General features: G+C 40.8%; 17 protein-coding genes and 2 tRNA genes. 13 read left to right on the forward strand and 6 right to left on the reverse strand.

Features of this window, described 5'->3' with window-relative positions:
- The first annotated feature begins 38 nt into the window (after positions 1-38).
- The 3 genes from PIECOFPK_RS00865 to PIECOFPK_RS00875 all read left to right on the forward strand — a co-directional run bounded on the left by PIECOFPK_RS00865 (position 39) and on the right by PIECOFPK_RS00875 (position 2,089).
- Positions 39-1,082 (forward strand): quinone-dependent dihydroorotate dehydrogenase, encoded by a 1,044-nt coding sequence (locus PIECOFPK_RS00865; protein WP_330975069.1) that lies wholly within the window; start codon positions 39-41, stop codon positions 1,080-1,082.
- 8 nt (positions 1,083-1,090) lie between these two features.
- Positions 1,091-1,915: a TerC family protein gene (locus PIECOFPK_RS00870; RefSeq protein WP_409966288.1), complete on the forward strand. Its 825-nt coding sequence runs from the start codon at positions 1,091-1,093 to the stop codon at positions 1,913-1,915.
- Between the two features lie 100 nt (positions 1,916-2,015).
- Positions 2,016-2,089, forward strand: a tRNA-Pro gene (locus PIECOFPK_RS00875).
- Positions 2,090-2,131: 42 nt separating this feature from the next.
- Here the strand turns inward: PIECOFPK_RS00875 and PIECOFPK_RS00880 are convergent.
- Positions 2,132-3,613 (reverse strand): sulfatase, encoded by a 1,482-nt coding sequence (locus PIECOFPK_RS00880; RefSeq protein WP_409966289.1) that lies wholly within the window; start codon positions 3,611-3,613, stop codon positions 2,132-2,134.
- Positions 3,614-3,761: 148 nt separating this feature from the next.
- Between PIECOFPK_RS00880 and PIECOFPK_RS00885 the strand changes: the two genes are divergently transcribed.
- The 8 genes from PIECOFPK_RS00885 (at position 3,762) to PIECOFPK_RS00920 (ending at position 11,176) form a co-directional block, all read left to right on the forward strand.
- Positions 3,762-5,072, forward strand: a complete 1,311-nt coding sequence (locus PIECOFPK_RS00885) for a TSUP family transporter (protein WP_409966290.1) — start codon at positions 3,762-3,764, stop codon at positions 5,070-5,072.
- Positions 5,073-5,368: 296 nt separating this feature from the next.
- Positions 5,369-6,235, forward strand: coding sequence for a phytanoyl-CoA dioxygenase family protein (locus PIECOFPK_RS00890; protein WP_409966291.1), 867 nt, complete (start codon positions 5,369-5,371; stop codon positions 6,233-6,235).
- Between the two features lie 61 nt (positions 6,236-6,296).
- Positions 6,297-7,118 carry an SDR family NAD(P)-dependent oxidoreductase gene (locus PIECOFPK_RS00895; RefSeq protein WP_409966292.1) on the forward strand — a complete coding sequence of 274 codons (822 nt, stop codon included), beginning with the start codon at positions 6,297-6,299 and terminating at the stop codon, positions 7,116-7,118.
- Positions 7,119-7,144: 26 nt separating this feature from the next.
- A tRNA-Cys gene (locus tag PIECOFPK_RS00900) sits at positions 7,145-7,215 on the forward strand.
- A 289-nt stretch (positions 7,216-7,504) separates the two neighbouring features.
- Positions 7,505-7,813, forward strand: coding sequence for a RagB/SusD family nutrient uptake outer membrane protein (locus PIECOFPK_RS00905; RefSeq protein ID WP_409966293.1), 309 nt, complete (start codon positions 7,505-7,507; stop codon positions 7,811-7,813).
- The gene (locus PIECOFPK_RS00910; RefSeq protein ID WP_409966294.1) at positions 7,795-7,944 is read left to right on the forward strand and encodes a RagB/SusD family nutrient uptake outer membrane protein; all 150 of its coding nucleotides are present in this window, start codon (positions 7,795-7,797) and stop codon (positions 7,942-7,944) included. Before PIECOFPK_RS00905 ends, PIECOFPK_RS00910 begins: the two co-directional genes overlap by 19 nt.
- Entirely contained in the window at positions 7,931-9,490 is a 1,560-nt protein-coding gene (locus tag PIECOFPK_RS00915) for a sulfatase (RefSeq protein WP_409966295.1), read from the forward strand. Before PIECOFPK_RS00910 ends, PIECOFPK_RS00915 begins: the two co-directional genes overlap by 14 nt.
- 51 nt (positions 9,491-9,541) lie before the next feature.
- Positions 9,542-11,176 (forward strand): sulfatase, encoded by a 1,635-nt coding sequence (locus PIECOFPK_RS00920; RefSeq protein ID WP_409966296.1) that lies wholly within the window; start codon positions 9,542-9,544, stop codon positions 11,174-11,176.
- 60 nt (positions 11,177-11,236) lie between these two features.
- Here the strand turns inward: PIECOFPK_RS00920 and PIECOFPK_RS00925 are convergent, their stop codons facing one another.
- Positions 11,237-11,677, reverse strand: a complete 441-nt coding sequence (locus PIECOFPK_RS00925; RefSeq protein WP_330975076.1) for a SufE family protein — start codon at positions 11,675-11,677, stop codon at positions 11,237-11,239.
- Between the two features lie 376 nt (positions 11,678-12,053).
- Between PIECOFPK_RS00925 and PIECOFPK_RS00930 the strand changes: the two genes are divergently transcribed.
- Entirely contained in the window at positions 12,054-13,319 is a 1,266-nt protein-coding gene (locus PIECOFPK_RS00930; RefSeq protein WP_330975077.1) for a PAS domain-containing sensor histidine kinase, read from the forward strand.
- Positions 13,320-13,358: 39 nt separating this feature from the next.
- Entirely contained in the window at positions 13,359-14,417 is a 1,059-nt protein-coding gene (locus tag PIECOFPK_RS00935; protein ID WP_330975078.1) for a response regulator, read from the forward strand.
- On the opposite strand, the gene PIECOFPK_RS00940 is transcribed toward PIECOFPK_RS00935, so the two are convergent.
- The 4 genes from PIECOFPK_RS00940 to dnaB form a co-directional block, all read right to left on the reverse strand.
- Positions 14,414-14,758 (reverse strand): hypothetical protein, encoded by a 345-nt coding sequence (locus PIECOFPK_RS00940; protein ID WP_330975079.1) that lies wholly within the window; start codon positions 14,756-14,758, stop codon positions 14,414-14,416. The two genes, PIECOFPK_RS00935 and PIECOFPK_RS00940, sit on opposite strands and share 4 nt — an antisense overlap.
- 90 nt (positions 14,759-14,848) lie before the next feature.
- Positions 14,849-15,961: an N-acetylglucosamine-6-phosphate deacetylase gene (gene nagA, locus PIECOFPK_RS00945; protein WP_409966297.1), complete on the reverse strand. Its 1,113-nt coding sequence runs from the start codon at positions 15,959-15,961 to the stop codon at positions 14,849-14,851.
- A gap of 17 nt (positions 15,962-15,978) precedes the next feature.
- The gene (locus PIECOFPK_RS00950; RefSeq protein ID WP_330975130.1) at positions 15,979-16,719 is read right to left on the reverse strand and encodes an RsmE family RNA methyltransferase; all 741 of its coding nucleotides are present in this window, start codon (positions 16,717-16,719) and stop codon (positions 15,979-15,981) included.
- A 5-nt stretch (positions 16,720-16,724) separates the two neighbouring features.
- The gene (gene dnaB, locus PIECOFPK_RS00955; protein ID WP_330975081.1) at positions 16,725-18,293 is read right to left on the reverse strand and encodes a replicative DNA helicase; all 1,569 of its coding nucleotides are present in this window, start codon (positions 18,291-18,293) and stop codon (positions 16,725-16,727) included.
- Between the last annotated feature and the right edge of the window lie 366 nt (positions 18,294-18,659).

Genomic DNA, 18,659 nt, shown 5'->3' on the forward strand with positions numbered 1-18,659 from the left:
TCATTATACAACCTTAACATCACCTATATTTGCAATCGATGTATTCCCTACTAAGAAGATTATACTTTTTGTTTCCTGCGGAGAGGGCTCATTATATGGCAATGAGCCACTTACACCTGCTTACGGCTACACAGGCCGGCAAGAAGCTGGTAAGTGCCATTACAGCACCTTCTAAAACCATTGAGACGCGTTTTCTGAATATGGTATTCAAAAATCCGGTGGGACTAGCTGCCGGTTTTGATAAGAATGCCGTATTTCTGAACGAACTGGAAGCATTGGGATTTGGATTTGTGGAAATAGGCACCGTTACCCCATTACCGCAATCCGGCAATCCGCAACCACGCCTATTCAGATTGCCGGCCGATAGGGCTTTAATCAATCGAATGGGCTTTAACAACGACGGTGCAGATGCAATTGCAGAGCGACTTCGGCAATGGAGAGAAAAAAAAGCTGCCGTCAAAGAAAAATATCCGCTCATTATTGGTGGTAACATTGGTAAAAACAAAGTAACGCCTAACGAAGATGCGTGGAAAGACTATGCCACCTGCTTTAACAAACTGCATCATTATGTAGATTATTTTGTGGTGAATGTGAGCAGTCCGAACACACCCGGCCTACGCGCATTGCAGGATAAAGAATCGCTTAGAAAAATTATTTGGAACCTTGCCATGATTAACAATGGTAAGGCCGTAGCCAAACCTATACTGTTAAAAATAGCACCCGACCTGAACCAGGCGCAGATTGATGATGTGATTGAGCTGGCCGATGAAGTAAAACTGGATGGGTTGGTCATCAGCAATACCACTATTGACCGTAACGGATTGGTAACACCCGTAACAGAACTAGAAAAAATTGGAAATGGAGGCTTAAGCGGAAAACCCGTAAGAGCCAGAAGTACGGCCATTATAGAGTATGTGCATAAACAAACACAAGGATGCATTCCCATTATCGGTTCGGGAGGCATCTTTAGCGCGGTAGATGCCCGGGAAAAATTGGCTGCAGGCGCCACTTTGGTGCAGGTATGGACAGGGTTTATTTATCAAGGACCTACCATCGTTAAGCAAATTTGCGACGCTTTATAAACCCTGACATGGAAACATTATTTATCTCCGCACCGGAGCTTTTTACCTTCGATTCGCTGGTAAGCTTCATCATACTCGTAATACTGGAAATCGTATTGGGTATCGATAATGTAACTTTCGTAAGCATTATCTTGAGCCGCCTTCCCCGTAATTTACAGAAGAGAGGGGGTGTTACATGGATGATTACCGGCATCATCAGCCGCTGTTTGTTATTGGCCGCACTCAGCTGGCTGTTGTCACAAAAAGGCAAATATATTATCCCTGATAGCTGGTTTGGAAAAGGATTTGACCTGGCCAGCTTAGTAATGCTGGCGGGAGGCATTTTTTTGATATATAAATCGGTAAAAGAAATCCATCATAAGCTAGAGGGAGAAGACCCCATGGCGAATCCACAAAACCGTAAAACCTTAACCTTTGGTGTAGCCATTGCACAGATTTTGCTTATCGATGCGGTGTTCTCGTTCGATAGTGTAATTACTGCCGGAGGTACGGCCAAACATCTGGAAATTATGATAGCGGCAGTAATTGTGGCGATGATTGTGATGTTTACCTTCAGTCCGAAGATTGCGGATTTTATTGAAAAGCATCCTACACTGAAAATACTGGCTCTTTCGTTTCTAGTAATGATAGGCGTAAGTCTGATAGTAGAGGGTTGGAACTCCGAAAAAGCCCACGAGCTGCACCTGAAAAACTACATCTACTTTGCCATGGCCTTTTCCTTTGTGGTGGAAGTGCTGAATATGATTATGCGCAAACGAACCGATAAACGAGTAGTACAACTAAATGCACCCCGATTGAAGAAAGAGCGTGATGAAACGTCTGAGACCATTTAAACAACATGGCAGCTGCTTATAAATTTTTTTCTGCAAAATTTTAGCAGCTTGATGCAAAAGCTATATTTTTACACCCCCAAAAAAACGGGGTAATATCACACGGGATGTAGCGCAGCCCGGTAGCGCGCTTCGTTCGGGACGAAGAGGTCGCTGGTTCGAATCCAGTCATCCCGACTTTACTTTCTCTGATGCATTAGAAAACTGTTTCGGATAGCTTTACCCGCCCTTGGCTTTCCATATTCCTGTATTACCTTTCTCCCACAATTTCGTCAAACGTTCTACAATTTCGGGGTGTTCTGCTGCCATATTCTTTCTTTCAAAAGGGTCGCTGTCATAATCGAATAATTCAACTGCCGGTGTTTCGGTTCTGAAATATTTGGTGAGTCTGTATCGTTCCGTACGCATACTAATGCCGCGCCTAAAATAACTGTACGCCACATTTTCCCAATTTTTATCCTTAAGATTCTTTAATAACGGAATTAAGCTTCGACCATCAGATTGATGTTTTACTTTAACATCGCACAACTCCGTTAATGTAGGATAAATATCTACGCTGCTTACAATCTTCTTACAAGAATAGGCTTTTGTAACACTTGGTACTTTGATGATTAACGGGCTTCTTAAGGACCATTCCGATAGTGTATGTTTTCCCCATACTCTTTGGTCGCCTAGATGCCAGCCATGATCCCCCCACACAATGACAATCGTGTTTTCTTCAAGATGCAATTTTTTCAGAGCATCTAGTACTTTACCTATCTGAGCATCTACATAGCTAACCCCAGCTAAATAAGCATGTCGGAGTTTTCGCGCATAGGCATCGGATACAGCTTGCCGGAGCGATGCCTTTTCTTCGCCTTTCTTATACCCATTAAACTCTGCACTGTTGTGCAGGCTTGCCTCATTCACGCCCTCAGGAATATCGGAAAACGGTGCAAGAGGTATTTGCTCTTCTTCATAAAGATCCCAATATTTTTTAGGGGCATTGAACGGAAGATGCGGTTTAAAAAAGCCCACGGCCAAAAAGAATGGCTGATTGCGGCTGGCAAGCTCCTGCAGTTTTTGCACTGCCAATGCTGCGGTCAACCCATCAGGATATGCATCATCCGAAACATGGGCTGCTTCATAAGGTTTTACTTCACCATTTAGCGCATTTCTGTTTGTTCCATCAGTATACCCGAAAAATGCATTCCAGCCAGTACCCCATTTGCCAGCGTTAAACAACATTTCGTCCCAGCTTTGGGGCAGCTCCAGCCGATTGCTTTTGGGCTCCTGATACTTATAAATATATCCATCTGGTGCATGGCTGATTTTTCCAATACCTACCGTGTAATAGCCGTTTAGCCTGAATGCATGCACAAAAGTTTCCGGGTTAAAATCGGAGGGTACTCCTTTCAATTTGTGTTCCATCGCTTCGTTACTCAGGTCCTGCACAGTACGAGGTAATTTTCCGGTAAGTATGCTAGCTCTGGAAGCACCGCAAGTAGGCACAGTTACATAATGATTCATAAATACCACACCGCCCGAAGCTAGAGCATCGATATTGGGTGAATAAACGTATTTATTACCATAACAACCCAGCTCGGGACGCAGATCATCCACTGCTATAAATAATACGTTCCACTTGTTAGAAGAAGATTGGGCTGTAACTAAAAAAGTAGACCAGATTCCTAGAAAAAACAGTATTCCTCTCTTTATCATGCAAATCTTTATTGTGGCGAGCAATGTAAACGCATTAAAATTAAGACATCATTTGCGAACCAATGGTTTAATTGATAGTCCACTAATTTAGTAGGATAAATGTAAAAAGCCTATCTTCGCGAATATTTTTAATCGTTGTGTGTATTTTATGAGTGAAGTTTTATCAAAATTTGATAGTGGCACGGAGGTAGTAACAAAGGGTTTTCCTGTGTTTCTCAAAACAGATGAGATGGATGTGCTCATTGTAGGAGCTCGAGATAGAGAGGTAGTACTACTAAAAACTTTATTAAAAAATTTACCCCAAGCTACTATAAGAATTCAGGCTGAAAAAATAGACGAATCGATACGACAGCTCGAAAGCGAGTTTGATTATGTAACTGTAGAAGAAAGACCCTATGAAAAAAAGGATTTGGAAAATGCCAATTTGGTTATTATTGCGGGGAATCAGCAACAATTGATGCAACGTATACAGCTGGATGCCTCCCAACTGGGATTAACCGATGTGCATATTCTGCAAGGAGATGCCCCTATGAATATTTTTGCAAATGGCGGCGTGCCGCTCAATGGAAATACAAAACGTAAAAAGCTTTCCTATAAAAAAATTGCTTCCTACGCATTGGGTGTTTTTGCTTTAATGCTCATTGGTCATATTATTTTTTCTTTCTGGCCCTTTGATGCAATTAAGCAACAGCTAGTAACACTTTACGACTCGCTGGGAAGCTCCTTCTTGATCATGCTGGCTGCAGGATTTGCTGCACAGCTGGTGGATGGAGCGCTGGGTATGGGTTATGGTGTAACCAGCGCCACTATATTATTGTCTGCCGGTGTAAACCCTGCTGCTATTAGTGGTAGTATACATACTGCTGAAATGTTCGCTAGTGGTGCATCGGGTTACAGCCACTACAAATTCGGCAATGTCAACAAAAAATTGTTTAAAACATTACTGATTCCTGGGGTAATTGGTGCTATTGGTGGTGCAATATTGTTAGTATGGCTAGGAGAACAATATAGTGACTGGGTACGTCCTCTATTGGCTTGCTACACGCTTTTCCTAGGAATAAAGATTTTATACAACGCTTTCAAAAAGCAAATTAGAAAAAAGAAATTCAAACATTACAGACTATTAGCCGGTGCCGGGGGGTTCTTTGATTCATTCGGTGGAGGTGGATGGGGGCCTATCGTTACTACTACATTAATAACCAAAGGCCGTAGCCCCAGATACGTAATAGGCTCTGTAAGTATTACCGAGTTCTTTGTTACCCTATCCAGCGCCTTTACATTTTTTATATTGCTAGGTGTAAGTCACTGGCAAACCATACTGGGTCTGATTTTAGGTGGACTGATAGCAGCTCCGATAGCAGCTAAACTCGCCGGTAGACTTCCCAGAAAAACAGCATTCATATTAGTAGGTGTATTAGTAATTATTTGGAGCATTCGAATATTGATAAAGCTTTTATAAAATTACTTCTTCATAATTGCTATCTATAAAAAAAGCTCACTATTTACAGTGAGCTTTTTGCTTTAAAAAAAATTTTACAATTTATTAGTCTACTCATTTGGTAGACTAATAAATACTTTATATGTTTGCATCAGAATATAACCTATGAGGCATTCTGCAACATATTACTTCTACATTTCCGACATGTGTTGTTGCATACACATACCTGTCATGTGTTGCCGCTAGCTTACATTGCTTTTCGCTATAGCAATACCGGATACTCTTTACATTTCTTCACCACTAAATACTGTAATCACATGAGCACACCCACACAGCAATTTCACTTCAATGGTCAGATAACATCTTTACATATTGAACATTTGAAACAATATGGCATTATCCACTTTAAACAATTTATATCTTATCATACCGTAAAAGAGTTTTTGTACGAAATCTATCAAGTGGAGCAGCATTTATTAAACAAAGGCATTCAACAAGTCAATGGCATTCCTTTAAAGTTTGGTTATAATGTGGATGGCGCTCCGCTTATTCAACGCATAGCCTTTGCTTCGTTGTTCAGCAGTACACTCAGTAATTTTTTGAAAAGTGATCAGGTGCAGGAATTGACTAAATTACTCACGCCTTACGAAGGACGCATAGGAGAATTGGAAAAAGATGGGCTAGTAGTAAATCACTATCTGAATACCAGTGACAGTTCCTTTACAAGACTGGGCTGGCATACGGATAGTCCCAGAGATCTTTTTCTAGGATCAAGAATCAAGCCCATGCTGAATGTAGGACTACATTTAGACGATTGCCCTCAAAGCAACGGAGGGTTAAGAGTATTGCCCGGTACCCATAATAAAGGATTTTTCACCCTTTTCTTTAAGAAGAAATATTTCATCGATCACGAGCCCGATCAAAATGAAGTGGGATTGGATATTCAGGCCGGAGATCTTACCATACACGACGGACGTTTATGGCATCGTGTGCAGCAATCTCCTTATATCGGAGAAAAAAGTAGACGTCGTGTGATGTATATACCGGTAATAACGGGCGCTTATCAGCCCAAAACAGCCGATAGCAAAACACCGCTATATCACAGACTGGCTTCGCTGGTATTTAAAAAACAAGCAAAGAAAAAAGTGCCGCAATACGAACCGCAGTTAAATCCAACAATATGATCCCACTATTGATCCTATCAATTATTCAAAACTTTTTAAACAAGAAAACAAAAAACTGAATATGTCATACGCACTTGTTACAGGCGCAGCAAAAGGTATAGGCGCAGCAATAGCCATAGAGTTGGCAAAACTCAAAAAAGGGCTTATTCTAGTAGATGTGGATGAAAGATCCTTACACGAAGTAGCTCAATACATTCAAGATAAATACTATGTAGACGTGTTTCCTATAGTACAGGATCTATCACAACCGGATGCCGCACAGCAAATTTTTGAAAAAACAAAATGGTATCATCTGTATTTGAATATTGTAGTCAACAATGCAGGCTTCGGCTTAAATACTCCTTTTACCGAAGGCTCATTAGACGATCAGCTGAATATCATTGATGTAAATGTAAAAGCGCAATTACGCATTGTTCATACTTTCGTTCCTGTTTTAAAACGATTCTCAGAATCGTATCTGCTGAATGTAGGAAGTACTACCTGTTATCAATCCGTGCCCTATTTATCAGTATATGCAGCGTCGAAAGCGTTCGTGCGCTCCTTTACGCGCAGCTTGAGATATGAATTAAAAGACAGCACTGTATCGGTTAGCTGTCTGATACCAGGTCCTACCGATACCGCTTTCGTAGAAAGAGCAGGCATGAAAACACATACTTTAAAAACCGCAGCAAAGTTTAATATGACACCGCAAGAAGTAGCACAAGTGGCCGTTAAAGGATTGTTTAAAGGTAAGGCCGAAATCGTTCCAGGCTTTATCAATAAGCTCAATGCGGTCGTTACAAAATTTGTGCCTCCGCGTATTGTAGAGCATGTAGCGGCACAGATCTACAAACCCCGACCCGGAGAGCAGGAAGATAAAAAAGCAGTAGCACTACAATACTAACCCATCAACCATACCTTACACCTTAAAGCCACGTGGCCGAGTGGATAGGCAGAGGTCTGCAAAACCTACTACGAAGGTTCGAATCCTTCCGTGGCGTCAACGAAATTAAATATTGTATTGTACTCCGTATAGTTTTACATCGCAACTACCATAAAGGGAGGATTGGCAACATATCAGAGATAATCAATTATTGGTCGTTTCCCCTCATTACGATTAAGCTTTTCTACAAACAAGCACTCACCACCATTAAATCCTCCCTTTTTCCTCACACTATTTATACGAAACAATTCAAAACATACACCAGTTTCTATAATTCATTTGCTCAAAATGATACCCGCAGCATTCATTCATAACACATTATTATTTATAACACCTGCGGTGCATTAGTGCAATTAGGAGTAGATAATATATGCAATTTGAAATTCAAGGTAGATTTAATCGCTACTGTAGCTAATAGAGGAAACGATTGGCCTGTTATTAGACATGCTGATATAATCCTCGCATCTGCAGAAGCACTAATCAAACACTACGATCCTAATGCAACAAGTATTAACTTAGTAAATGAAGTGAGGGCAAAAGCAGGTATTACATCTTTACAGCTATCTGCATGCCGAGTGCAGAATCGTAGCGCCATGCGATATTTCAAGAAAGAGTGTGGGAGCTTCATGCAGAAGAAATGCATCGGCAGGATCTAATAATAAAAGGTACTTTTATCGGTGAAGCTCGACAAAGAGGACATAATGCTCAACATTATCAGGTTCTTTTCCCGATTCCACAAGAAGAAATAGATAAAAATCCAAATCTTAAACAAAATGATGGATATTAACTTAACATCGAAACACGTGTATGGCAGACTATTATTGATTGCCTCAATACTTCTATTGACAATCGTGTCGCGTGCGCAATCTCCTAATGCACCCAATATTATTGTTTTTATTGTGGACGATATGGGGTGGCTCGACACTTCGGTTCCTTTTGCGGGAAGTGTTACAGCTAATAACAAGAAGTATCATACTCCCAATATGGAACGACTGGCTAAAGAGGGGATGATCTTTACCGACGCCTATGCAGCACCGGTTTGTACCCCCTCGCGTGTAAGCTTGATGACAGGCATGAATGTTGCCCACCATCATGTAACCAACTGGACACATCCTCTTAAGAACACTGTCGCCGATGCCAAAAATCCTCCCTACGATTATGCCGACTGGAACATTAATGGCTTTAGTCCCATAGCTGGCATAGAAAAAACAGTTCATGCTACGGCATTACCTCAGTTATTAAAAGCCGCCGGATACTTTACGATTCACGTAGGAAAAGCTCACTGGGGTGCACAAGGTACTCCCGGAGCGAATCCATATAATCTTGGATTTATTGTAAATGTAGCAGGACATGCGGCAGGTCATCCGCAGAGCTATCTTTCCGAAGACAACTATGGAAATATACCTGGCTCAAAAGTAGCTGCACAAGCAGTTCCGGACTTAGAAGAATATTATCAAACCGGTACATTCCTTACAGAAGCACTTACACGAGAAGCTTTAAAAAGTCTGGAGTACCCCGTTGCCAAAAAACAACCGTTCTTTCTTCATTTCGCTCATTATGCAGTACACACACCACTTATGGCAGACGTTCGGTACTTTCAAAAGTATTTAGACCGTGGATTAGACTCCGCCGAGGCAAAATACGCATCGCTTATCGAAGGAATGGATAAAAGTCTGGGCGATGTTATAGATTTTATCGAGCAAAAAGGAATTAAGAACAATACCGTAATCTTTTTCCTATCCGATAACGGTGGTCTGTCTTTACCTCCAAGAGGCGATAAACCTTTAACGCACAACGCCCCTTTAAAAGCAGGAAAAGGATCAGTGTATGAAGGAGGTATTAGAATCCCGTTTATTGTAAGCTATCCGAAGCTTGTCAAAAAAGGTCAGGTATCCCATACCCCCATAATCATAGAAGATCTTTTCCCTACATTGCTTGATATTACAGGCATGAAAAATTACAAGACTATTCAAAAAATCGACGGCAGATCTTTAGTTCCACAATTGAAAGAACCCTCTCTTGCGGATACGTCTAGAATTCTATTATGGCATTATCCCAATTATTGGAGACCGAGCAATTTTCCAGGCACCAATTATCACAGTGCCCTACGCCAGCATAATTGGAAATTAGTTTATAACCAACAGACTAGAAATGCAGAATTATATGACCTTTCGACGGATATTGGCGAGCAGAAAGACCTCTCGACCATTTATCCTCATAAAACAAAAGAACTGGTAGCTCTATTGGGCAAATTGTTGAAAGCTTATAATGCACCAATGCCTAAAGATAAAGTTTCGGGTAAACCCCTTCCTTATCCGGCAGATGCTGAATAATAAGCTTACTGAAGTGATTCCACTTTTTGACTCAACAAACTTCATCTAGTTATGAAAAAAATAAAATTACTTTTACTTGGCTTGTTCATAGGTACAGCCATTATCAATGCACAACATCAACAACATCCCAATATTATTCTCATCTTTTCTGATGATCATGCGTATCAAGCTATAAGCGCATACGGCAACAACCTGGTACAAACACCTCATATCGATCGCATCGCAAAAGAAGGAGCACTACTGGAAAACAATTTTGTAACTAACTCTATTTGTGGCCCCAGCCGTGCTACATTGCTTACAGGAAAATATAGTCATAAAAATGGTTATTACGATAATGGCGGGACGCCAATCAATACTGCACAGCTCGTATTTCCTCAACTGTTGCAACAAAACGGATATCAAACTGCATGGATTGGCAAAATGCATTTGAACGCGTTACCTAAAGGCTTCAACTATCTGAACGTATTAGCCAGTGCGGGAGGACAAGGACATTATTTTAATCCAACATTTGTAAACATCAATAATGATACTTCGGCATACAAAGGCTATGTTACCAACCTCATCACCGATTTCTTCTTTGAATGGATGGAGCAGCGCGATCCCAACAAACCTTTTTTTGCTGTAATTGGGGAAAAAGCTACGCATAGGTCATGGCTGCCAGACTTACCCGACTTAGGAGCATATGACGCTATTGATTTTCCGCTTCCCGACGACTTTTTTGACAATTATGAAAGTAGACCTGCGGCCCAACAACAAGACATGACTATTGATAAAACAATGCGACTTAAAGAAGATCTGAAAATCGGTCAGATCTTCGGCATTAACCGAAATACAGACTTAAATGAAATTCGTAAACGCTTAAAAGAATATTATCCCAACAAAAAATTTACCGATAAAGAGTTGCGAAACTTTGCCCGCAATAGCGACTACAGCTCACTAGATGCAGAGCAAGCAGCAGCTTACCAAAAGTATTACGGAGAGATCACCAAAAAATTCGAGGCTCAAAAATTAAATGGTAAAGATCTTGCTAAATGGAAGTTTCAACGTTATCTCAAAGACTATTATGCAACAGCTCGCTCCATGGATCGGAATATCGGAAGAATTTTGAGCTATCTGGACAGCACCGGTCTTAGCAAAAACACAGTAGTTATCTACGCATCCGACCAGGGTTTTTATTTGGGTGAACATGGTTGGTTCGATAAAAGATTTATTTATGATCAGTCTTTAAAAACTGCTTTTGTAATCCGTTATCCCGGTGTTATTAAACCCGGCACACGCATTAAAGAATTTGTTTCCAATGTAGACTGGGCTCCTACTCTTCTCGATATCGCAGGAATTAAAACCCCTTCCGAAATGCAGGGAGCCTCCTTTCTTCCTATACTAAAACAACAAACACCTCACAACTGGAAGAAAGACATTTATTACCACTATTACGAATATCCACAGCCGCATCACGTATCACCTCATCTTGGCATAAGAACGAAGGATTATCTGTTAATACGATTCTATAAAGGAGTAGAAGGATGGGAGTTTTTTGATCTGAAGAAAGATCCAAAGCAACTGCACAATGTTTATAACCAGAAAGAATACGCACCCATTATCGCTCAGTTAAAATCCAGACTAAAAGAGCTCATCATACATTATGACGATAAAGAGGCTCTAGACATTTTCAACACACCCATCTAATGAAAAATGCCTGCTGCATCTTCTTGAATCAGCAGGCATTAATTTTTTGACAAAGACTAATCAGGCGCTCTTCAACATATGGGCCTGGAGCCCCGCTGCCAACGACCGTATACGTACCAGTATAGACGAAACTTCTTTACGTCTTTCAGGCGAAAGATTTTCAAACAGCTCAATTTCATTAGTAAAATAAATATCAGAATCAATGATTTCTTGAGGTGTTCTTCCTGAAAAAACTTTCAGGAATAAGAATAAAATTCCCCTCATGATGCTGTTGTCACTATCGCCGCTGTAATATACTTTTCCGTCGCGACATTCTGCATCCAGCCATATCCTGGACTTGGACAGATGAATAAGTTTTTCATCTGTGCGAATGGACGTATCCGTAGGCAGCTGTGCACCTAAATCAGCCAGATAGCGGAAATATTGCCGCTTGTTCTTCAAATTGTCAAAGAGGGCTTCAAACTCCTCAATGATAATGTCCTGAGCTTTATTCAAATGCATAGCTAAAAGATTTGAACGTTAAGAAATGATCGGAACATGCTATCTTCTAAAATATTGTATATCAGCGCAAGCAATGATATCCGTTCGAAGTCTCTTCAATTCTGTGATAAATACTCTAATTATTCAGAAGGCTTGGGTCAGCAACAAACTGTATTATAAACGTACAATGCACTCTTTTTAGTGCATCAGCGATTGTAATTTTATTATAAAAAATTAACGTTAAATAATCGCCTCCATTGCAGCTGCAACTTCAACAATCTTCACCTATTAGGGCTGCGTTAGAACTATTAAATATTAAGAAAATTTGTTGCAACTATTCTAATTTACCTTTTGCCCAATTACAAAGTTTTATACCTTTAGGTAATTACTGCATTTTATGGCTTCAGTGGAACATACTCAGGATGAATCTCAATGGTTTAAGGCAATGTTTGATTATGCCACTATTGGAATAATCGTTACTAATGAAAAAGGGGAAATCACCAATTTCAATCGACAGGCGGAAAAATATTTTGGTTATAGCAAGGAAGAAATTATCCATCAACCTATTGAAATTCTACTTCCTCCGGGAGCTCGAGAAAAACATATTTCCTACCGACAAGAATTCTATCATAAACCTTCCCCTCGTAATATGGGGCACGGACGGGATTTGTACGGACAGCGAAAAGATGGTAGCGTTTTCCCTGTGGAAGTAAGCCTCAGCCATTATTATATCGAAAACAAAATTTATGTTATTGCTTTTGTAATAGACATTACGGTACGTAAAAAGCAGGAAATAACTTTAGTGCAGCAGAAGGAAGAATTGGAACGTGTTACTGAAGAAATCAAAACACTTAATGCCACACTCGAAAAAAAGATTGACGACCGTACGCGTATGCTGCGCGAAACCCTGTCTGCTCTGGAGCAGTCTAAAGCCGAATTAAGCGAAGCTCTTAAAGCTGAAAAAGATTTAGGCGAGTTAAAGTCCAAATTTGTATCGATGGCTTCGCACGAATTTAAAACACCCCTCAGCACCATTTTATCTTCTGCCTATTTATTAGAACAATACAACGAATCAAACGAGCCTGCGAAGCGTATCAAGCATATCAATCGCATTAAAAACGCTGCGAATGACATGAAAATGATTTTGGATGATTTTCTTTCGCTTGATAAACTGGATGAAGGGGTGGTACAATGTTATCCCATACATCTCACGGCAAAAAAATGCATTGAAGAAATTGCCGACATCATTCAGGATATGCAAATCAATTGTAAACCCGGTCAGATCATCGAGTTTACGCACGAAGGCAATAATGATATCTATGTTGATGATCGTCTTTTAAAAAATATCTGCATCAACCTGATTTCTAACGCTATCAAATTTTCCCAAGAAAATGGGATTATAAAAGTGCATTGTCGCATTCAGCCGCACGAGCTTTCTGTGTCGGTAGAAGATAACGGCATCGGCATTTCTGAAGAGGATCAGCAGCATTTATTTGAAAGATTTTTCCGTGCCAGAAATGCCGTCAATATTCAAGGTACAGGCTTGGGATTACATATCATCGTCAAGTATTTGGAACTGATGAACGGGCGCATCACCTTTAGTAGTAAATTAGATGAGGGCTCTACATTCACGGTCTTTATTCCGCAACTACCATCATCTTAAGTATTTTTGCAGTACAATTCAAAGACTGAAATCAATCTAATGAAAAAAATTCTTGTCATTGAAGATAACGAAGAGGTAAGAGAAAATATTGCCGAAATACTGGAGCTTTCCAACTATGAGGTAGTTACTGCTGCCAATGGGAAGATGGGAGCCGAAATGGCTATAAAAGAAAAACCAGACCTTATCATTTGCGATGTGATGATGCCCGTGCTGGATGGTTACGGCGTCGTGTACTTGTTGCATCAGCAGCCCGAAACCCGTCATATCCCCTTTATATTCCTTACAGCTAAATCTGAAAAATCTGATTTCAGAAAAGGCATGGAACTTGGTGCGGACGATTATATTACCAAACCTTTTGAGGGCATAGAATTACTAAAAGCCGTAGAAACCCGCCTTCAAAAAGCAGAGCTGACTAAACAACACTTTTCAGCAGGGAATACGAACAATGTACCGTTTAATAAAACTACAGCGAGCCCCAATGAAAACCCGCTTATCTCCGGCAACAGGGAAGCTTACGATTATCGGAAGAAACAAATCCTGTATAACGAAGGGCAGCGTCCAAAAGCCGTGTATTATATCAAATCTGGGAAAGTGAAGATTTATAAAACCAATGAGGACGGAAAGGAATTTATCACCAACATATTAGGCGCCGGCGATTTTCTGGGTTATACCTATATCCTCGAAAATTTGCCCTACAAAGAAACCGCCGAAACATTAGAAGATGCGGAGATTATGATTATTCCTAAAGAAGAGTTCTTATCGCTTATTTCTTCTAATATCCAGGTAGCCCAGCAGTTTATACATTTGATGAGTAGCAATGTACTGGAAAAGGAAGAAGCACTGCTCAACTTAGCTTACAATACACTTCGAAAAAAAGTCGCCTACCAGCTCACTGTAATGCTGGATAAATTCAAAAGTGAAACACCCGGTACTAATGAAATTAGATTATCGAGAGATACATTGGCTCAGGTTACCGGCATTGCTACCGAATCATTGATTCGCACGTTATCAGATTTCAAATCGGAAAAACTCATCGATATAAAAGGAACGACTATTATAATTTTGAATGAAGAAAAACTGCGGCAACTCCCGTATTAAAAGTGATTGCTGACCTCCTCCGCAGCAGTATTTTGCTGTTCCAGTGTCCAGTTGTTAGTTAATGATGTTTCTACCCATACATTCCCACAACGTCGAAATACTTCGGCTCTCAAACCCAGCTTAGCAAATTGGGCTTCGAGTTCGGATACCGTTACCAATTTTCCAATGTTTATATAACCGTCCTGTTTAAGATTGGCAAAATGCAGTATGGCACGGGCTTCTTTCTTGCCTATATCATTACCGAGGAGCTTGTACAGCTCTATTCGCAAATAGGGATAATAGGCTGAAAACTGCTTCTTTATCTCTTCCGGCTTAATATCTTTTGCAATATACAGCTTCATTATAACCAATATTGCTGTAAAACTATTGCTCCGCCCAGAAGCACGTAATGATCATCATCAATTGACGAAATGATTATCATCAGGCTGCCCCTATAAAATGATAGTCTTAAAGTTTTGTAAATGGTTGTCAAAGCACACAAGCCTAGCCGGATAACCGGGTTTGATATACCCCAGCTTATCATTCATGCGTATAGCCTTAGCTACGCGACTACTGGACATTTCCACAGCTTCTTGAATGGAAACATGCAAATGCGTTACGGCATTTCGTACAGCATCAACCATGGATATTGCTGCGCCACCCAGATTGCCATAGGCATCTCTATAAAAGCCATCAATTATGGTGATACTAAGATGTTCCCAGTCGAAGCGTTGTTTTTTTCTGCCCAGAAAAGAAGCATCAGAAAGCAAAATAAGTTTGTCGCCTTTTTGTTTGTATGCTATTCTAGCTGCTGCATAATGACAATGTCCTCCATCCAATATCAGTGGCGCATACACTGTGTCATTGTCAAACACCGCTCCTACCAGGCCACACTCTCTATGCCCCATTTGATTCATTGCATTATACAAGTGAGTAACCAAGCTAATACCTTTTGAAAAATAATACTGCGCTTGATCATAATTCACTGTAGTATGCCCAATAGAAATATTAATGTTACTATCGAGCAGCATTTGCAACTGCGCTTCTGTAAAACATTCCGGAGCAATCGTAATCATTTTTATTACATCGGCTCCTGCGTTTAAGATTGCCTGCAACTCTTCATTTGTAGGCTTACGAATAATATGTGCCGGATGGGCACCTCGTCTTTCTACATTAAGGAATGGACCTTCCAAATGCATTCCTAATACGCCAGGCTGTTTCTGGCGATACTGCTTAACAACCTCAATAGCTTTAAGAATGGTTTCAAATTCGGAAGAAATCAATGTAGGCAACAAAAAACCTGTGGCATGATCAATACAAGCTTGATACATGTCGTCCAAAGCAGCTTCCGAAACCTCTTTTGAGAAATATAGATCATAACCCCCATTGGGCTGAATATCAATAAAAGCGGGTGCAATATTTTTCCCCTCCACATCCATAACGGTGGCTCCGATAGGCACACGGTCAGTGCTTTCCCCGATCATACCATTTTCAACAACAATGATCCTGTCGTGTATAACCTGCTCACCGTTATAAATAACGCCATTTACGATTGCATGTAACATAATATTTACCTTGTGCATTATTGAGGTATCCGCAAAAGCGCTGCGGCAGCCATGCCTGCAGTTTCTGTTCTAAGCCTTGTATCGCCTAAAGTAACAGGCCGATATCCTTTTGACAATGCTTCCTCTACTTCTTGGAGAGTAAAATCGCCCTCGGGTCCAATAAGAATAATAGATGAAGCAGTGGTGTATTTCAGTACTTCCTTATTTCCCTCTATACAATGTGCAATATACTTATGTTGAATGGCAGTATAAACATCATTACGCATCAGGGCGTCGAAGAGCATCGGTTCACAAGTCTCCACCAGCCAGGTTTGGCGGCTTTGTAGCATGGCGCTAATTAAAATATTTTCAACCCTCGTTGCTTTGATGTTTTGCTTCTCGGTACGTTTGGTAACAATCGGTATTACCCGGCTCACTCCCAGTTCTGCAGCTTTTTCAAGAAACCACTCAAAGCGGCTGTTATTTTTGGTAGGAGCAATGGCAATGGTAACTTCCGGTCCGGTTCTAGGTTTTAAAACTGCCTGCGATACACGTACCTCGCAGCGCTTTTTATGATCGTTGGTGATTACGGCGGTTAGCAGATGTCCTTTCCCATCCGTAAGATGTACTGAGTCGCCGTTTTTCATTCTCAGTACTTGAATAGCGTGGCGCGAATTATCTTCGTCCAACACCACCCCACTTTCCTTCGGGTCATAATCTTTTATGTAAAAACAGGGAAGTATATCTTCAGTTTTTCGATGAAAAAAATGCTTCTCTATTTTTTTTAGAAAGGAGCATCGTCCAGCTCGTCATCTGTCATGGTGTTCATGCGGCTCTGCGCTTGGAACAGACGCGCACCTCCGGCACTGTCATCGTCCACCGGACGCCAGTTACCGCCCGGTAAACCTATTGCACTGAGCGGATCTTCATCCCATACAACAAATTTCTGGATGTGTAACAGTGCTTTCAGTTTAATAGTTTCTAGCGAACCGTTACGGTGTTTCGCTATTTTTACCTCGGTAAGACCTCTTTGGTCTTCACCTTCGGCATTAGAATGAATATCGTAATAATCTGGACGGTACAAGAACATTACCATGTCCGCATCCTGTTCAATGGCCCCGGACTCACGCAGGTCGCTCAGTTGAGGTACGCGACTACCATCTTTAGCACCCCGTTTTTCCACCTCCCGGCTTAACTGCGACAACGCAATAATGGGAATATTAAGCTCTTTAGCCAATCCCTTCAGGTTACGGCTAATGTTACTAATTTCCTGTTCCCGGTTGGCATTGCGGTTATCCCCTGTTCCACTCATCAACTGTAAATAGTCGATAATCACCAACCCTACATTATGCTTATTTTTTAGCTTGCGACATTTAGCGCGCAATTCAAAAATATTCAAAGCAGGCGTATCATCGATAAACAATGGAGCCTGAGACAAGCGTTGAATACCTTTTGTGTATAATTGCTTCATCTCATGCTCTTCCATTTTACCACGCGCAATTTTCTCCAGATTAATTTCACTCTCGGCAGCCAAGATACGTTGTACTAGCTGGCTCGCACTCATTTCAAGAGAAAAGAATGCTACGGCCGTAGGTTTTGAAGGATTCAGTGCTGCATTTCTAGCCAGATTGAGAGCAAATGCAGTTTTACCCACCGCAGGTCGCGCCGCCAGAATGATCAGGTCGCTGTTCTGCCATCCGTAGGTTACTTTATCCAAGGTTTTAAAACCACTCGGTACGCCGGTTATATCTTCATTCCGATGTCGGAGATCTTCAATACGCTGAATGGTCTGTACCAGCACAGAGTCTACCGGCTGAATACTGCTACGCAAATGTGAATTGGTAATTTCAAACAATTTGGCCTCGGCATCATCAAGTAGCTCAAACACGTCAGTGCTATCCTCATAAGCATCGTTGATGATTTCGCCACTGATACGTATCAACTCTCGCTGGATAAATTTCTGCAGAATGATACGAGCATGCGATTCTATATTGGCAGCAGAAACTACTGCATTAGTAAGCTTGGTTACGTAATAAGGTCCACCTACCATCTCCAGTTCCTCTCGGCTCTTCAGTTCTTCTACTACGGTAAGTATATCTATAGGCTGGCTCTTATTCGCCAGAGACTGCATCGCCCTGAAAATACGCTGATGGGCATCAACGTAAAAACACTCAGGCTTCAGTATTTCAATTACAGCATCAAAAGCATTTTTCTCCAGCATTATGGCGCCCAAAACCGCCTCCTCCAGTTCTCGCGCCTGTGGTGGTACTTTCCCATAGACCATAGTGCCTAGGTCTACAGCCGTACGCCTCTTTTGCTTTCTTTCTTTTTTATTTAGATTCGTTAAATCCATTGTTCATTAACAGCGACAAAATTCCTATCATTAGTTTTTACCAACGATCCACGGGTGCCATCCAACTTATATTTCTGTAAAAATGTTTGTTGTGGTGGTTGCGATACCCTTATCTCAGAGGGCGAATTTAGACTCAAAAAAGGGTAGAAAAAAATCTTTATTTCCAAACATTTTATATACAGAAAAAAGAAGGTTATTCACATGTTCAAGCTTTTATATATTTCGTACAATAATTGATATAGCAAAGATTCTATATTACAAATTATTGATATATTCACATTCTGTAATAATAGCAAAAACCTCAAGCACCCTGATTTCCGATACTACAGCATCCGATGGTTTGCCAATCTATTTTTTACATGTCGT

Source organism: Chitinophagaceae bacterium C216, assembly GCA_028485475.2.
Classification (GTDB): domain Bacteria; phylum Bacteroidota; class Bacteroidia; order Chitinophagales; family Chitinophagaceae; genus Niabella; species Niabella composti.

Coding starts and splice junctions, on each gene's coding strand:
- PIECOFPK_RS00865 (WP_330975069.1), top strand. CDS start 39: ATGTATTCCCTACTAAGAAGATTATACTTTTTGTTTCCTGCGGAGAGG.
- PIECOFPK_RS00870 (WP_409966288.1), top strand. CDS start 1,091: ATGGAAACATTATTTATCTCCGCACCGGAGCTTTTTACCTTCGATTCG.
- PIECOFPK_RS00880 (WP_409966289.1), bottom strand. CDS start 3,613: ATGATAAAGAGAGGAATACTGTTTTTTCTAGGAATCTGGTCTACTTTT.
- PIECOFPK_RS00885 (WP_409966290.1), top strand. CDS start 3,762: ATGAGTGAAGTTTTATCAAAATTTGATAGTGGCACGGAGGTAGTAACA.
- PIECOFPK_RS00890 (WP_409966291.1), top strand. CDS start 5,369: ATGAGCACACCCACACAGCAATTTCACTTCAATGGTCAGATAACATCT.
- PIECOFPK_RS00895 (WP_409966292.1), top strand. CDS start 6,297: ATGTCATACGCACTTGTTACAGGCGCAGCAAAAGGTATAGGCGCAGCA.
- PIECOFPK_RS00910 (WP_409966294.1), top strand. CDS start 7,795: ATGCATCGGCAGGATCTAATAATAAAAGGTACTTTTATCGGTGAAGCT.
- PIECOFPK_RS00915 (WP_409966295.1), top strand. CDS start 7,931: ATGATGGATATTAACTTAACATCGAAACACGTGTATGGCAGACTATTA.
- PIECOFPK_RS00920 (WP_409966296.1), top strand. CDS start 9,542: ATGAAAAAAATAAAATTACTTTTACTTGGCTTGTTCATAGGTACAGCC.
- PIECOFPK_RS00925 (WP_330975076.1), bottom strand. CDS start 11,677: ATGCATTTGAATAAAGCTCAGGACATTATCATTGAGGAGTTTGAAGCC.
- PIECOFPK_RS00930 (WP_330975077.1), top strand. CDS start 12,054: ATGGCTTCAGTGGAACATACTCAGGATGAATCTCAATGGTTTAAGGCA.
- PIECOFPK_RS00935 (WP_330975078.1), top strand. CDS start 13,359: ATGAAAAAAATTCTTGTCATTGAAGATAACGAAGAGGTAAGAGAAAAT.
- PIECOFPK_RS00940 (WP_330975079.1), bottom strand. CDS start 14,758: ATGAAGCTGTATATTGCAAAAGATATTAAGCCGGAAGAGATAAAGAAG.
- nagA (WP_409966297.1), bottom strand. CDS start 15,961: ATGTTACATGCAATCGTAAATGGCGTTATTTATAACGGTGAGCAGGTT.
- dnaB (WP_330975081.1), bottom strand. CDS start 18,293: ATGGATTTAACGAATCTAAATAAAAAAGAAAGAAAGCAAAAGAGGCGT.